This is a genomic window from Enterococcus alcedinis (assembly GCF_014635985.1).
In the GTDB taxonomy this organism is placed as follows: domain Bacteria; phylum Bacillota; class Bacilli; order Lactobacillales; family Enterococcaceae; genus Enterococcus_I; species Enterococcus_I alcedinis.
Genome location: NZ_BMDT01000004.1, coordinates 41,130 through 56,238, shown reverse-complemented (window position 1 = coordinate 56,238; position 15,109 = coordinate 41,130). Strand labels below are relative to the sequence as shown.

The window sequence follows — 15,109 nt, the reverse complement described above, 5'->3', positions numbered from 1 at the left end:
TTAAATCCCTAGAATTCGTTTGGCAGCATCTCTGATTTCATCATTTGACATAATATTTTTTAAACCGACGACCTTCTCATACCCATCACTATCTTCAAAGTTATCTTTGAGCGCAGCTAATGTATAGATGATATCAAATTCTTTTGCTTTGCTTTTCGCCGTCCCTAAACTTTCGTGTGTAATTTCAACCTCATAACCTAATTCAGTAAAAACCTCTTTAATTTTCTTTTTAATAATCATACTGGAACCAATCCCAGCGCCACAAGATGCTAAAACTTTATACATATGACTCTCTCCTTTTTAGAAGTAACCTTCTTTATTTCGCGTATATTGTAATTGTGGAATAACCAACATAAAAATAACCACGAGTCCAATACCGACAACAGAAAACTGTTTCATTAAGGCTCCAAAAGCTAACCATACGGTTGAAACATCCAAGTTTCCATACCAACCACCTAGATCAGCTAACCCAAACATCACCACACCGACCGCACCTAATAATACTTGCACGATACCTGAGAAAAAGGGAATAATCATCGCTGCTTTGCGACCGCCTCGTTTATTGGCATAAATTGCCAAAGTTGAGTTGTCAAAAAATAACGGTACAAAACCTGAAATAATCAAGATTGGTGAACCAAATAAGACTAAAGCACCAATTGCTAACAATTGACCTAGGAAACCGAATAAAAATCCGATAATCACAGTGTTTGATGAAGCAAAGCCAAAGGTTGCTGCACAGTCTACCGCTGGAATGGCACCTTTTAGTAAGCGATCCGAAATCCCATTAAATGATTCGGTAATTTCTGTAACAAACATTCTAACACCAGTTTGTAAAATAATAAAGTTTACGACGAAACTTAAACTTTTTGTAATTATATAACTAATAAACGCTAAACTCGGATTGTATCCTGGATCAAATTCCGCCATTGTTTCTGGACCAAGTACAACCAGTAATGTCCCAAACATGATCAGCATCACAATAGACGTCCCAAAAATATTATCCGATAACACTTTAAAGTTTTTAGATAATTTAATACTATCAATGTCATCTTCTTCTTTTCCAAATAAATGGGCAATTTTATCGGTTAACCAAATCCCTGCCATTTGGGCATGTCCAACGGCAAAGACACGCTCACCACCCGTTAAATTTTGAGTCGCTTCAACGGTTAAATTAGAAAAGACTGCCCAATAAAGACCAATTAAAATCCCAATAATCATTATTCCTGTTGCATTACGAAATTCCGGTAAGGCAAAGAAAACCATCCACGTAATGAAGCCCGCCTGTTTGACCATGATATGTCCAGTTGTGTAAAGTGTCCGAACTTTCGTGATATTTTTAAATAATACGAGTAAAATATTAACCGTAAATCCAATCAATAGAACAAACATTGTTGAAGATAACGACTCGCCAATTGCGACAATTGCTTCATTCGCAGCGGCAAATCCAAAGTTAGAATCAATGACCGCTGCACTTAAGTTGAACTTTGCTAATAAACCATTCAACATGGGGTTAAAGCCTTGAACCATCCCAGACGAACCCGTTTGTAAAATCATATAACCAATCGCAGCCTTTAATGCACCCGATAAGGATTCCAAAAAGCTTTTTTTCAACAAGACATAACCAACAAAAACCAATATTGCCAAGAAGAATTCTGGCTTGGCGATAATATTGTTAAACAAGCTAGTAAACACTTCAATAATAAATGCCATCTTTTTCACTCACTTTCTTATACAGTCTTTTTTTAACCTTGCCCATAATAAGCTGTCGCACCATGTTTGCGGAAATAATGTTTATCTAAGATATATTTTGGTAATGTATTTTCCTTTTTTTGAATGCTTTCAGTCATCAAGCCCATTGAACAGATTTCATCTAAGATTAGACTATTTTCAATGGCCTTTTCGACCGATGCCCCCCAAGTAAAGGGTCCATGTCCGTTAACCAAAACACCTGGTACACTCATCGGGTCGAGTGATTGTGTTTCAAATGTTTCAACAATCACCTTTCCCGTAGCTAATTCATAATTATCTTGTACTTCTTCTTTAGTTAGTTGCCGTGTGATTGGAACTTCTCCATAAAAAGCATCCGCATGCGTCGTCCCATAAGATGGAAGACTTCTACCTGCTTGAGCCCAAGAGACGGCATGTTTACTATGCGTATGCACCACCGATTTGATTGTTGGAAAAGAACGATACAATTCCAAATGGGTCGGAAGATCGGATGAAGGATTCAAGCTATTTTTTTCTATTGGATCCCCCTTCAAGTTGACCACGACCATTTGTTCGACAGTCATTTCAGTATAACTGACACCACTCGGTTTAATGACAATAATGCCTTGTTCTCGATTGATTTCGCTTACATTTCCCCACGTTAATTGCACGAGCCCCCATTTAGGAAGTTGTAAATTCGCCGAAAAAACTCGGTCTTTCATCTCAGCAATGATTGATTGAACGTGTTTCATAACCAGCCTCCTCAAATATCGGAATTAAAAATTCACGCGCTTTTTTGATTTCTTCGATGGGTTGCTCACTTGTTTCACTCCACATTTCGATTAAAAAAGTACCACAATAATTCAGTCGCTTTAACGCTTTGAGACTCCCAAAAAAATCGACGTTTCCTTCACCAAATGGAACATTTTTGAATTTTCCAGGAAAATCAGTGGAGACATCAATCGTATCTTTTAAATGCACCGATGTCATTGCTGCTATCCCTTGGGTTAATTCGTAACTCACATCGTTCATTGGCCAAGCAGATAAATTACCGATGTCTGGATAGACTTGTAGCCAAGGAGAAGGGATTTCCGCTTTTATTCGATTGAATTTCGTAATGGAGTTCATAAAAGGATCGTCCATGATTTCAATGGCTAGCATAACTTGTTTTTTTGCTGCCATTTCTACCGATTTTCTTAAGTTTTCAACAAAATATTCTCGACTGGCAACCGTCTTTGTTTCATAATAAACATCATATCCTGCTAATTGAATGGTTCGAACGCCTAGTTGAGACGCCAAATCGATAGCTTGCTGCATGATCACAAGTGCCTTTTCACGTTGTGCTTTATCAGCTGATCCAAGTGGATAGCGCCGGTGCCCGCTTAAACAAATCGAATAAATTCCGACACCGGTTTCGCTTATTGCTTGGCGAACGTTGGCAATTTGATCGGGTGACCATTCTAATCTTGCTAAACGTTCATCTGTTTCATCAATTGATAGTTCAACGAATTGAAAGCCCAGCGATTTCGCCATTTTTAGTTTGGTCAACCAAGAGGTTTCTTTCGGTAAAGCCTTTTCATAAATCCCTAAAGCCAACATTTCCGATCACCCCCATATATCTGCAATTCTTTGCTTGAATGCTCGCGCTGCTGCTGCTGGATCTGGCGCTTCGGTAATGCCCCTGCCTGCAATAAAGGTATAAACATCAATCCCTTTAAAAAGTGCCAATGTTTCAATCGTTAAACCGCCAGTTACCGAGACTTTGAATCCCATCTCTATTAATTTCCTCACTTTTTGTAAGTCTTTTTCGCCCCACGTTTCACCAGCTAATAAAGCATCCCGACTTTGATGATAAATCGCTTGAGTCATACCAGCATCCAACCACGTTTGCGCTTCTTCGTAAGTCCAATTTCCATATAATTCGACTTGAATTTCATCAATTTCTTTAGCTGCTGCTTTCATCGTTGCAACCGTCGCTGAACAAATACAAGTCATCCAGTTTGCGCCACGATTGGCACAATTTTTGGCAACTGTTCCTCCAGCATCCGCACATTTTGTATCTGCAACAACGATTTTATCTGGAAATAGTTCGCGAATCACACGGACCACTTCACTACCAACTTCTAACATTAAAACGGTTCCGGCCTCAATAATATCCACTTCATTTCCAACAGCGACCGTTGCTGCAATGGCATCTGCCACGTTCGAGTGATCCAATGCGACTTGTAGATTTGGTAAACTCATTTTAAATCCCCCCATTTATGTCAATGTATTTCCGACTAATAATTTGTCGAAATCTTCAATCGTTTCTGAATGAATCAGTTGATCCATCATTTGCTCATCTGAAAATAATTCCATTAAATTTGTAATATTCTCTAAATGTTCATCTGCATTTTTTGCTGCAATCGTAAAGAATAATACAGCTGGTTTCTCTTCTTTTTCTTTCTCATCAAAAAATAGTACCGGTTTTTTAAATTTTGTAAATGAGATACCACTTTTCAACACACTCGAATGATTCCCAGGTGCGTGCGGCATCGCTACATTCGGGATAATCACAATGTATGGCCCATGTTCAATGATCGATTCAATGATCTCATCCACATAAGTATCTGTAATATAATTGTGATTCATTAGTTTTTGACAACTCATTCGAATGGCTTCTTGCCAACTTTCTGGCATTTCTACTGGATAATCGACTAAATCATTTTTTTCAAAATAAGTTAACATCCTTAAACACTCCTTTTTACGATCAAAACCGTGCTTATCCGACTATAAGAAAGATGGATAAGGTAAATCATTTTCTTGTTCGAAGACGTCTTGGAATCCGCGATTAAAATTAAATCGGATGCGATCCGTGTCTTGCGGATAATTGTATTCGCCACCTACTTGCCAAATAAAAGGTTTGAATTGATATTGCAGACGGTCTTTTTTAAAGTCCCACAGTGTCACAATTTCTTCTGGATCTGCCATAAAATTCGTCCATATATCATGATGAACTGGAATCACGACTTTCGCTTTTAAGGCTTCTGCCATCCGTAATACGTCAATGGAAGTCATTTTATCCTGAATTCCTGGAGGATTTTCACCATAATTAATCAAAGCGACATCGATTTCGTGCTCTTTTCCGTGTTTCGCAAACATTACTGAATAATGTGAGTCTGCTCCATGATAAAGATTTCCACCACTTGTTTCAAATAAAATGTTTACAGCAATGTCATCCATATCAATTGGCATCGTACCTGCTAATGTTTGATTCTCATCGTCAATTGTTACTAATGCCGTTCGATCAAATGACTCTAAAGCGACAACTTCGACACTACCAACGGTTACTCGGTCATTTGGTTTGACTACGATTGTTCGTTCTGCTGGAACGCCCCACTCAATCCATGTGTTTACGACTTCTTTGGGACCTATGAATTTTGCTTTCGGACTATTTTTAGCAACTGCTGCTGCAGTCACAATATCTAAATGATCAGAATGAATATGCGAGACTACTAAGGCGTCGACATTGCGCACTTCAAAGGGATCGATGACAAAAGGCACATTTCTTAAGTTTGGTTGCATATTACTTACGCCACCAATTCGTTGCATTTGATGTCCCTTTTTCATCTTGCCATTTCCGTGGGTTTGTTTTCCCGTACCGTTCCACATATCCATGACAATGTTTGTTCCTTCATGTGTTTTTAACCAAATTCCTGTACAACCTAACCACCACATGGCAAATGATCCTTCAGCGACTTCTTTTGCTTCAATTTCTTCCGTTAACCAAGTTCCCCACTCTGGAAACGTTGCTGCTAACCATTTATCCTTTGTTACTTCATTAATATTCTTCAAGTAAACCACTCCTTCGTTATCGTTTCTATCTTTTGCTTGATTTCATCTTACAATCGAATGTTATCGCTTTCAACACCATTTTATGTTCGTTTGATTGAAATAAATAGTATTTATGTTCGAATAAACAAAATATCACTAGATTTTTCTTGTTTATCTCTTTTTCCAAACACATTAACCAAAACTTGTTCGCTTAAGCGTTTACATGTTTGAGTTCATAGTGTATTATTAATGTGAAATATATGTTTTATCGTTCTCATTACTTTAATATCCAAAATATGGAGGCTGAATAATGAAAAATACATCTTTAACAATAAAAAAAAGACGAGAGGAAATTATCCACTTGCTTGAAAGAAATCTTTCAAGTGACGTTTCAGTGAATGAATTAGCAGAATTACTTCAAGTATCACCGATGACGATTCGTAGAGACTTGATGATTATGGAAGAAATGGGCGTCATTGTGAGAGTCCATGGTGGTGCATCCCTAATAGATAAGCCAAATTTTGAAGGTTTAACAGAAAATCAAAACTTAGAGAATATTAAAGTGGCCCTCTCAAAAAAAGCAGCAAGTTATATTAAAGACAATATGACTCTCTTCATTAATAGTAGTTCGACTGCATTGCAAGCAGTGAACTTTTTAAAAGAAACACCCTTGACGATTGTAACCAACAATTTAAAAGCGAGTCCGAAAAACATGAACCCAAATACAACGATTATTTTACCAGGTGGTGAAATCCGCTATCCTAAAGAAGCGCTCGTTGGGGATTTAACGATCGAAGCCCTCTCACATATCAGTTCTGATATTGCGATTTTAGGTTGTTCAGGAGTCAGTGCTGAAAGTGGTGTTCGAACGGAAAACGTCCATGAAGCAAAGGTGAATCGTGTCATGGTTGAAAATGCCAATCAGTTAGTAATCCTCGTTGCTGACTATCGTAAAATTGGACATGTCGCAAATTTTTTCACTTCTGATTTATCACAAATTGATATTTTGATTACCGATATCTACGCAGATGATGATGCGTTAAATGCAATTGAAGAAAAAGGTGTTACGATTGTTCAAGTCAGTCCCGATTAATCACTAAAAAACGCTCTTTCCTTTGTTAAGGAGAGAGCGTTCTTTTTAAAACTGACTTTGATACAACTGTGCGTACATGCCATTAGCGGCAAGTAACGCTTCATGATTGCCTTGTTCAACAATATCACCGTCTTTCATTACTAAAATGATATCGGCTGAGATAATCGTTGATAAGCGATGAGCAATCACAAAACTGGTTCTCCCAGTTAGCATTTCATTCATTGCTTTTTGGACATCGACTTCTGTACGTGTATCGACACTTGAAGTGGCCTCGTCTAGGATGACGATACTTGGATTCACCAATAAAATACGGGCAATTGTCAATAATTGTTGCTGCCCTTGGGAAATACTATTCCCTCCATTGGTAATGACTGTTTGATAGCCTTGCGGTAACGTTCGGATAAAATGATCACATTGTGCTGCACGGGCCGCCGCAACGACTTCTTCTAAGGTGGCATCTTTTTTTCCGTAGGCAATATTTTCAGCAACCGTCCCTTCGAACAACCACGTATCTTGCAATACCATTCCGAATAAACTTCTTAAGTGTTCTCTAGACAATTGATTAATCGGTACGCCATCAAATAAAATAGTTCCTTGATTAACTTCATAGAAGCGCATCAATAAATTAACGAGTGTCGTTTTACCTGCTCCAGTCGGACCAACAATTGCGACCATTTGATTTTGCTTTACTTCAAAATTAACGTCATTCATTAACATTTTATCTGAGTGATAACCAAATTTCACGTGATCAAACGTAATCTCACCTTTTGGATTTGTTATTGTTTGAACATCTTGGTTTTCTGGTACTTCTTCATTTGCTTCTAAAATTTCAAAAATTCGTTCCACTGCCGTTAACGCATTTTGAATCGAATTCACAACATAGGACGAATTGGTAACCGGTTCTGAAATTTGATTGACGTATTGTAAATAAGCTTGAATCGTTCCAATCGACATACGACCTTGGATAACTAGAACAGCCGATGCGATCGCACTAAAAACAAATGAAAGTTGATTCAAAATTCTTACTGCTGGATAGATCGAAAAGTTAATGAATTTTGACTTCAAATATAATTCATAATAACTTTTATTCGCGTTTTCCATTTTCTCTGTAACCTCTTCTTGGAGATTAAAAGACTTCACAATCATATTACCGCTATATAATTCTTCGACAACATTACTCAATTGCCCTAGTGATGTTTGACTTTTTTCAGCATAAATTTTATTTTTAGTAGAAATCCATTTCGTTGTAACCACACTTAAGAGCATGATTAACAGAACAAATACCGTTAATGTCCCACTTATATAAAACATCATTGCCAAACCTAAAGTCAAACTAGCAATAGAAGAAACCATTTGTGGCACGTTCATTACTAAGAAATCCGAAATCTTTTTAGCATCTGACGTTGTTCTGCTAATAATATCGCCAATTTGATGTGTATCAAAGAAATTCATTGGCAGTTTGGTCAATTTAGCTGTTACGTCCTCACGTAACGTTACTACGATTGCTTCACTGACACGCGACATAACGTATTCAGATAAATAAGACAATAGGCCGGCCAATACAGATGCGATTCCCATTAAAACAACAGGTACTAGTATCGTAGATTGAACTAGATCGAATATGGACTGATAATGACTCCCTTTATTGAGCACTTTAAGTAAATCATCAATCGCAATCCCCATGATGAAAGGAAGTGCCGTCATTAATGCATTACTAATGGTATTGGCAATCAGGATAATCAACAATCCTGTACGTTCTGTTTTAAGTAATGTCCAAAAATGTTTGAAATTTTGACGATTTTTTGAAATCAATTGGATTTGCTTCATCGCTGATCTCCCTCCTCTAACAATTGCTGTGAAATGGCAAATTCTTGATATAGTCGATTCTTTCGTAGCAACTCTTCGTGCGTTCCCTGACCCACTACTTTTCCTTGGTCAATTAAGACAATGCGATCCGCTTCAATCACGGTACTTAGGCGCTGTGCCACGATAATTATTGCTACATCAGTTAATGTTTGTTTGATTCCTTGGCGGACTAATTTATCTGTTTGATAATCTAAAGCTGAAAAACTATCATCAAAAAGATAAACATCGGCTTTCTTGACTAGGGCTCGAGCAATCGATAGGCGTTGTTTTTGTCCTCCTGAATAATTAGAACCACCCTGAGCGACAAAAGAATCATATTGTTGTTCTAATGTTTGAATGAACGATGCTGCTTGTGCTGTTTTAGCTGCTGCTTCGATTTCAGTAAATGTCGCTGCTTCGTTACCCATTTGTATATTTTCTAAAATTGTTCCATTAAAAAGAAAGGATTTTTGTGGTACATAACTGATGTTCTTTCGTAAATCAAATTGTTTTTGTTTGCGAACATCTATGCCATTAACCATCACACTTCCTGAAGTAACATCATTCAATCGAAGCAACAACTTGGCAATCGTGCTCTTCCCAGAACCGGTACTTCCGACAATTGCCACTGTTTCACCACGATTCACATGAAAATTAATTTCTTGTAAGACCGGATCTTCTGAGTCTGGATACGCAAAAGAAACATGCTCAAAACGAACAACGGCTTGGTCGTCCTCTCTATCTTCTCGTAATGGATGCGTTGGATCTTTCACTTCAATATCTAAGACTAACACTTGACGTAAGCGATCCAAAGACGCATAAGCACTAGGCAAAGTTAAAATAACCATCGCTGCCATGATTAAGTACATAATCGCTAATACCGTATATTCGACAATTGCTGTAATACTTCCAATTTCAAGTGTCCCACCAACAACTTCAAAGGCACCAAACCACATAATCGCTGTCATCGCACCACCAAATAGCGCTGAAACACTTGGCGTTAAGAAGGCAAATAAATAATTTAATTGAATCATATTTGAAGCATAGTCACTAAACGTTTGATCGGTCTTTTTCTTTTCTGATGATTCGTTATTGAAAGCTCGAATCACACGAACACCAGAGTAAAACTCTCGGATTGAGCGAACCATTCGATCCATTTTTTCTTGAATAATGACCGAATATTTATTTCCTTTACGTACAAGCACCAATGTCAATAATGTAAAGATAGTAATCACGAGAATAGGGATCCAGACTAATTTTTCTGAAACTGTCCACGTTAAGTAAATCGCAATTAGACTAATAAATGGTGCTGGTAAAATCATCTGACTAAATAAAACGAGCGCTTCTGCGATATTTTCAATATCATTCACTGTTCTGGTTAGCAATGATGACACACCAAACTGATTCATATCACTCATTGATAATTCTTGGACTTTCTGGAATACGTCTTTTCGTGCCTGATAACTAAATTTAGCGGCAAATTTAGCCGAATAATAACTTCCCAAGATACCAGCAACTCCAGCTAAGATTGCCACAATCACCATTTCAATTCCAATTGACGCCACTAACGATAGGTCCTTTTGCGCAATCCCTTCATCGATTAATTCGGCCACTAAAAATGGAACATATAGTGTACCAATGACTTGAAACATTAACGCGGTCGACATCAGTAATGTTAACATTTTATGTTTAACTAAAAACTTCTTTAGGATTTGTACTACTGTCATTTTTTTCACCTTTTTCCTTCTGTAAAATATGCTACAGTTACGTACTATAAACTATCAACCTACTTGAAGGTCAAGCGAACGATTGCTATAATATTAAAAAAAGGAGTGTGGATCAATGGAGCTTTTTTCAATCAATGATATTGCCAAAATTTATAGTATTCCAAAGTCCACTTTGCGGTATTGGGAAGAAAAAGGACTGATTCAACCAGAGCGCAACGCCGAAAATGATTATCGGATGTATGATTTAAAAGAACTAATCCATACCGGTGATATCGTTTTTTATCGCAGTCTTGGTTTTTCGATTAAACAATTACAAAATTATCGTGAAATGTCAGGGAGACAATTGAACGATTTACTCACCAATGCCGAAGTTGAAGTTGAAGAAGAACTGACGAAACTCAAGTTAATTCAGCAAGTCATTAAAGACCGTAAGGAAAAACTAAGTGAAATTAGCCTTCTTTCTGAAACAGAATATGTCATTGCTGCGCCCGATTTTGAATACCTCATCGCCTATGCTTATCAAGATCCATTAAACTATGCGGCATTTCAAGAAAATAATCCATCAAACTTTACTTTATATCTCACACTCGAACCACATATTCAGATTCAAGAAGGATTGATTATTTCCGAGAAAACAAAAAATCAAACGCTAATCTGGGAAAAACAACCGACCATGCAATTTCGACAAATTTTATTAAAAATTCCAGCTGACATCCCGATTGCTCCTACGATTATTGAAAAACAACAAAAGGAATTAGAGAAACTTGGATATCAGACCAAAGCAGTGATTGCTCGCTATCTAGGTACTACAAAAGATGACGAGGAACGTTTTGAATATTACAAAGCATGGTTTGAGATTGAATAAATAAAAAACAGCTGATTCCCTTTGACATCTTGTCAAAAGGAATCAGCTGTTTCTCTTTTTAATTGCGATACATCTTCAATTCTAAGAAGAAATCATTATAAATTCCGATATATTCTGGCCCTAAGTTTTCATAAACTTCTAAGCGAGAAATCAATTCATCACTTGGATAAAATTGTTCGTCTTCTGTAATTTCTGGTGGTAAAAGTTTTAACGCTTCTTTATTTGGTGTTGAGTAACCAATGTATTCGGCATTTTGAGCTGCAATTTCGGGTTTCAACATAAAGTTAATGAAATCATAGGCACCTTCGACGTTTTTGGCGTTATGTGGAATCACAATGTTATCAAACCACAAATTCGACCCTTCTTCCGGAATCACATAATGAAGGTTTTCATTCTCATACATCATATCTGCGGCTTCACCAGAGAAAGTAATCGCAACCGGGCTTTCTTCATTAATCATATACATTTTGATTTCATCGGCAACTAACGCTTTGATGTTTGGCATTAAACTGCGTAATTCCATCACTGCTTGTTCCAATTCAAACATACTTTTACTATTTAATGAATAGCCTAAACGATTCAAACCAATCCCCATAACTTCGCGAGCACCGTCAATCATCATGATACTATTGTTTAATTCTGGACGCCACAGATCTGCCCATTTCGTCATCTCCGCACTATCAATAAACTTATCATTGTAGATTATTCCTAGTGTCCCCCAGAAATACGGGATCGAATATTGATTGCCTGGATCAAAACTCATATCTAAAAATCGCGGGTCAATGTTTTCAATGCCTTCAATTTGACTGTAATCGAGCTTTTGAACGAGATTTTCTTCTATCATTTTTTCAATCATATACTCACTTGGAATCGTCAAATCATACGAGACGCCCCCTTGAGCAAGCTTGGTAAACATCGCCTCATTCGAATCAAAGGTTTCATAATTAACCTTGTAACCATATTCTTTTTCAAATTGTTTTAACAGACTCGGGTCAATGTAGTCACCCCAGTTGTAGATATTCAAGACTTTGGCACCGGCCATCCCACTGCTTTTTTCGAGTTGTTGTCCACCTAAAAACAAGAGTATGAGAATGACAGCAATGCCGATAATGAGTGATTGTAATTTTTTCATCGAGTTTGTGCCACTCCTCTCGTAGCTGCCTTGCCTTTTCTTAATTTTTTCGAAACATTGTCTTTACTAATAAAGTAGTAACCCACGACTAAAATCATCGAGAACAAGAAAACAAGTGTGCTTAGTGCATTGATTTCTAAACTAATCCCTTGACGGGCACGAGAATAAATCTCAACCGACAGGGTACTAAAGCCATTTCCAGTAACAAAGAACGTCACCGCAAAGTCATCCAATGAATACGTAAAAGCCATAAAGTAACCGGCGATAATACCTGGTGAAAGATACGGTAAAATAATTCGTTGAATGACTTGGAAGTAATTCGCACCTAAATCAAGTGCCGCATCCACCATCGAATCATTCATTTCACGTAATTTTGGTAAGACCATTAACACGACAATCGGAATACTAAATGCAACGTGTGAAAGCAAGACGCTCGTAAATCCTAAATTAAAGTTACGTAAAAAACCACCGAGCGTTGTAAAGAAAATTAAGAAACTCGCACCAATAATAACATCTGGTGAAACAAGTAAAATATTATTTAGACTCATAAAAATATTCCGCAGACGGCGCTGTTTCGTGTAATAAACGGCCATTGCACCAAAAGTTCCAATGATCGTAGCGATTAGCGCAGATAAAAATGCTAAGAAAAACGTGTCCAAGACAATAATTAGCAAGCGTGTATCTTCAAATACGGAACGATAATGTTCCCAAGTAAAGCCGGTAAACTCATTCATCGTACCGCCTGCATTAAACGAATAGAAAATTAAATAGGCAATTGGTGTGTAGAGTAAAATAAAAACAACTGTTAAATAAAGACGTGACCAAATTTTACTGTTCATCATTTTTTACCACCTTTCCCTTTTTCACCTGTTAAAAGCATGACTAGGAACATCGCGATAATTAAAATGACACCTATGGTCGAACCCATTCCCCAGTTTTGCGTGACTAAGAAATGTTGCTCAATTGCGGTACCCAGTGTAATCACGCGGTTCCCACCAATTAAACGCGTTAACATAAAGAGTGAGAGCGATGGAATAAAGACCGCTTGGATTCCACTTTTCACGCCATTCAGCGATAAAGGAAAAATGACACGTCGAAAGGTCTCAAACGAGTTGGCCCCTAAGTCTCGACTGGCACTAATTAAGGATGGATTCATTTTTTCGAGAGCATTATAAATCGGAATAATCATAAATGGTAATTCAATATACGTTGCCACCGTTAAGAAACTGATGTCAGTAAATAAAATTTGCTTCGCACCAATACCGAAAAAGCCCAAGAAACCATTTAAACTGCCATGAATACCAAAAATCCCAATAAAGGCATATGCTTTTAATAATAAATTGACCCAGGTTGGTAAAATAATTAATAGTAACCACAAATCACGATGTTTTAGTTTTGTTAAGAAATAGGCGGTTGGATAACTAATGACTAATGTGATTAAGGTAATTAAAAACGCATACCAAATCGAATTAAATGTCATCGTTAAATACTTGCCTGATGCAAAATACGTTTGATAATTTTCCCAAGTAAATTGGCCATTCATATCAAAGAACGATTGATAAACAATCATTAAAACCGGAGCTAATACGAAGAGTAGCAACCATAATAGATAAGGTACCGCATAAATGCGTCTTACTTTTGTCATCTCTTCCCTCCTACTCTTCGTAACTTTCAAGTCGTGCATCAAAGTCTTCTTCAGACTCATTGAAACGCATGACATGAATGTCTTCTGGTTCAAAAGATAAGCCAACTTGACTGCCTTCAACCGCTTTACGAGTGGAGTGAACCATCCATTCATTACCGTCATCATCATAACAAATAATTTCGTAATGCACGCCTCGGAATAATTGGGTATCGACGCGAACGACTAATTTACCTTTTTCAACAGTCGTTAAGGATAAATCTTCTGGACGAATGACAATCTCAACCGGCTCATTTGGTCGCATGCCGCCATCGACACACTCGAATTGTTTACCGACAATTTCTACTACATAATCTTCAATCATCGTCCCTTTAACAATATTACTTTCACCAATAAAATCAGCAACGAACTTATTAATTGGTTCATCATAAATATCAACTGGTGTACCACTTTGAATAATTTCACCGTGGTTTAACACAAAGATTTCATCACTCATTGCCAACGCTTCTTCTTGGTCGTGTGTAACGAAAATGAAAGTAATGCCTAGACGCTGTTGCAATTCACGTAATTCATATTGCATATCCGTCCGCAATTTTAAATCCAGTGCAGACAACGGTTCATCTAATAAGAGAACTTTTGGTTCATTAACAATCGCACGAGCAATCGCGACACGTTGACGTTGACCACCAGACATTTCACTAATTTCACGGTTTTCATAACCACCTAAGCGAACTAATCGTAACGCTTCTTTGACTTTTTCTTGAATTTGATTTTTTGGTAACTTTTTAATTTTTAGACCAAAAGCGACATTTTCAAAAACGTTCATATGCGGGAATAACGCATAATCTTGGAAGACAGTGTTTACTTGGCGTTGATTCGCAGGCACGTCATTGATGCGTTTTCCTTCAAAAAACACATCCCCTTCGGATGCCTCAGAAAACCCAGCAATTATCCTTAATATTGTTGTTTTGCCACAGCCCGAGGGCCCAAGCAACGTATAGAACTTTCCTTCTTCTATCTCAAAATTGACGCCTTTTAAAATCACTTCGTCGTCAAATCGTTTCACTACATTCGTAAATGAAATGATCGGTTTTCTCATTTGTATCTTTCCTCCCAATGGTAGATTATATGCTCTTTTATACCCGTTTTTCTTTTAACTGTTAGTCTTTCGAACTGTTCGTTTTTTTGATTTCAGACCAGAACATACTTGTTAAGAATAGGGTTTTTCGATTGGAAATACAAGTAATATTTCTTTTTTTGGCTATTTTCCTCAAAACCTTTAATT

The 15,109-nt window shown here is 37.3% G+C and carries 15 protein-coding genes; 2 read left to right on the top strand and 13 right to left on the bottom strand.

Annotated elements, in window-relative coordinates; all coding sequences use genetic code 11:
* Genes IEV09_RS05900 through ulaG form a run of 7 tightly spaced genes read right to left on the bottom strand, consistent with a single transcriptional unit; the run spans position 1 to position 5,541 of the window.
* Positions 1–285: a PTS sugar transporter subunit IIB gene (locus IEV09_RS05900; protein WP_188367351.1), complete on the bottom strand. Its 285-nt coding sequence runs from the start codon at positions 283–285 to the stop codon at positions 1–3.
* A 15-nt stretch (positions 286–300) separates the two neighbouring features.
* A complete protein-coding gene (locus IEV09_RS05895; RefSeq protein WP_188367350.1) occupies positions 301–1,710 on the bottom strand; it encodes a PTS sugar transporter subunit IIC in 1,410 nt (469 codons plus the stop codon).
* A 32-nt stretch (positions 1,711–1,742) separates the two neighbouring features.
* Positions 1,743–2,459, bottom strand: a complete 717-nt coding sequence (gene araD / locus IEV09_RS05890; RefSeq protein ID WP_188367349.1) for an L-ribulose-5-phosphate 4-epimerase AraD — start codon at positions 2,457–2,459, stop codon at positions 1,743–1,745.
* Positions 2,431–3,306 (bottom strand): L-ribulose-5-phosphate 3-epimerase, encoded by an 876-nt coding sequence (locus IEV09_RS05885; protein ID WP_188367348.1) that lies wholly within the window; start codon positions 3,304–3,306, stop codon positions 2,431–2,433. The genes araD and IEV09_RS05885 overlap by 29 nt, the downstream gene beginning before the upstream one ends.
* A 6-nt stretch (positions 3,307–3,312) precedes the next feature.
* Complete coding sequence (locus IEV09_RS05880) at positions 3,313–3,951, bottom strand: 3-keto-L-gulonate-6-phosphate decarboxylase UlaD (protein WP_188367347.1); 639 nt, start codon at positions 3,949–3,951, stop codon at positions 3,313–3,315.
* A 15-nt stretch (positions 3,952–3,966) separates the two neighbouring features.
* Positions 3,967–4,434, bottom strand: a complete 468-nt coding sequence (locus IEV09_RS05875; protein WP_188367346.1) for a PTS sugar transporter subunit IIA — start codon at positions 4,432–4,434, stop codon at positions 3,967–3,969.
* Between the two features lie 42 nt (positions 4,435–4,476).
* Entirely contained in the window at positions 4,477–5,541 is a 1,065-nt protein-coding gene (gene ulaG / locus IEV09_RS05870; protein ID WP_188367345.1) for an L-ascorbate 6-phosphate lactonase, read from the bottom strand.
* Positions 5,542–5,830: 289 nt separating this feature from the next.
* Between ulaG and IEV09_RS05865 the strand changes: the two genes are divergently transcribed.
* On the top strand, positions 5,831–6,613 hold the full coding sequence (locus IEV09_RS05865) for a DeoR/GlpR family DNA-binding transcription regulator (protein ID WP_188367344.1): 783 nt from the start codon (positions 5,831–5,833) through the stop codon (positions 6,611–6,613).
* Between the two features lie 45 nt (positions 6,614–6,658).
* Here the strand turns inward: IEV09_RS05865 and IEV09_RS05860 are convergent, their stop codons facing one another.
* Together IEV09_RS05860 and IEV09_RS05855 are read right to left on the bottom strand one after the other, a co-directional pair.
* On the bottom strand, positions 6,659–8,440 hold the full coding sequence (locus IEV09_RS05860; protein ID WP_188367343.1) for an ABC transporter ATP-binding protein: 1,782 nt from the start codon (positions 8,438–8,440) through the stop codon (positions 6,659–6,661).
* Positions 8,437–10,185 carry an ABC transporter ATP-binding protein gene (locus IEV09_RS05855; RefSeq protein ID WP_188367342.1) on the bottom strand — a complete coding sequence of 583 codons (1,749 nt, stop codon included), beginning with the start codon at positions 10,183–10,185 and terminating at the stop codon, positions 8,437–8,439. Before IEV09_RS05855 ends, IEV09_RS05860 begins: the two co-directional genes overlap by 4 nt.
* Before the next feature lie 115 nt (positions 10,186–10,300).
* On the opposite strand from IEV09_RS05855, the gene IEV09_RS05850 reads away from it, so the two are divergent.
* Entirely contained in the window at positions 10,301–11,050 is a 750-nt protein-coding gene (locus IEV09_RS05850; RefSeq protein WP_188367341.1) for a MerR family transcriptional regulator, read from the top strand.
* A 58-nt stretch (positions 11,051–11,108) separates the two neighbouring features.
* Here IEV09_RS05850 and IEV09_RS05845 read toward each other — a convergent pair whose 3' ends face one another.
* Genes IEV09_RS05845 through IEV09_RS05830 form a run of 4 tightly spaced genes read right to left on the bottom strand, consistent with a single transcriptional unit; the run spans position 11,109 to position 14,923 of the window.
* On the bottom strand, positions 11,109–12,182 hold the full coding sequence (locus tag IEV09_RS05845; RefSeq protein ID WP_188367340.1) for an ABC transporter substrate-binding protein: 1,074 nt from the start codon (positions 12,180–12,182) through the stop codon (positions 11,109–11,111).
* Positions 12,179–13,021, bottom strand: a complete 843-nt coding sequence (locus tag IEV09_RS05840; RefSeq protein ID WP_188367471.1) for an ABC transporter permease — start codon at positions 13,019–13,021, stop codon at positions 12,179–12,181. Before IEV09_RS05840 ends, IEV09_RS05845 begins: the two co-directional genes overlap by 4 nt.
* Positions 13,021–13,827 (bottom strand): ABC transporter permease, encoded by an 807-nt coding sequence (locus IEV09_RS05835; protein WP_188367339.1) that lies wholly within the window; start codon positions 13,825–13,827, stop codon positions 13,021–13,023. Before IEV09_RS05835 ends, IEV09_RS05840 begins: the two co-directional genes overlap by 1 nt.
* Positions 13,828–13,837: 10 nt before the next feature.
* Positions 13,838–14,923, bottom strand: coding sequence for an ABC transporter ATP-binding protein (locus tag IEV09_RS05830; RefSeq protein ID WP_188367338.1), 1,086 nt, complete (start codon positions 14,921–14,923; stop codon positions 13,838–13,840).
* Positions 14,924–15,109 lie beyond the last annotated feature (186 nt).

Bases quoted from the DNA above. Each gene is read 5' to 3' on its own strand.
- IEV09_RS05900 (WP_188367351.1), bottom strand. From the start codon at position 285: ATGTATAAAGTTTTAGCATCTTGTGGCGCTGGGATTGGTTCCAGTATG.
- IEV09_RS05895 (WP_188367350.1), bottom strand. From the start codon at position 1,710: ATGGCATTTATTATTGAAGTGTTTACTAGCTTGTTTAACAATATTATC.
- araD (WP_188367349.1), bottom strand. From the start codon at position 2,459: ATGAAACACGTTCAATCAATCATTGCTGAGATGAAAGACCGAGTTTTT.
- IEV09_RS05885 (WP_188367348.1), bottom strand. From the start codon at position 3,306: ATGTTGGCTTTAGGGATTTATGAAAAGGCTTTACCGAAAGAAACCTCT.
- IEV09_RS05880 (WP_188367347.1), bottom strand. From the start codon at position 3,951: ATGAGTTTACCAAATCTACAAGTCGCATTGGATCACTCGAACGTGGCA.
- IEV09_RS05875 (WP_188367346.1), bottom strand. From the start codon at position 4,434: ATGTTAACTTATTTTGAAAAAAATGATTTAGTCGATTATCCAGTAGAA.
- IEV09_RS05865 (WP_188367344.1), top strand. From the start codon at position 5,831: ATGAAAAATACATCTTTAACAATAAAAAAAAGACGAGAGGAAATTATC.
- IEV09_RS05860 (WP_188367343.1), bottom strand. From the start codon at position 8,440: ATGAAGCAAATCCAATTGATTTCAAAAAATCGTCAAAATTTCAAACAT.
- IEV09_RS05855 (WP_188367342.1), bottom strand. From the start codon at position 10,185: ATGACAGTAGTACAAATCCTAAAGAAGTTTTTAGTTAAACATAAAATG.
- IEV09_RS05850 (WP_188367341.1), top strand. From the start codon at position 10,301: ATGGAGCTTTTTTCAATCAATGATATTGCCAAAATTTATAGTATTCCA.
- IEV09_RS05845 (WP_188367340.1), bottom strand. From the start codon at position 12,182: ATGAAAAAATTACAATCACTCATTATCGGCATTGCTGTCATTCTCATA.
- IEV09_RS05840 (WP_188367471.1), bottom strand. From the start codon at position 13,021: ATGAACAGTAAAATTTGGTCACGTCTTTATTTAACAGTTGTTTTTATT.
- IEV09_RS05835 (WP_188367339.1), bottom strand. From the start codon at position 13,827: ATGACAAAAGTAAGACGCATTTATGCGGTACCTTATCTATTATGGTTG.
- IEV09_RS05830 (WP_188367338.1), bottom strand. From the start codon at position 14,923: ATGAGAAAACCGATCATTTCATTTACGAATGTAGTGAAACGATTTGAC.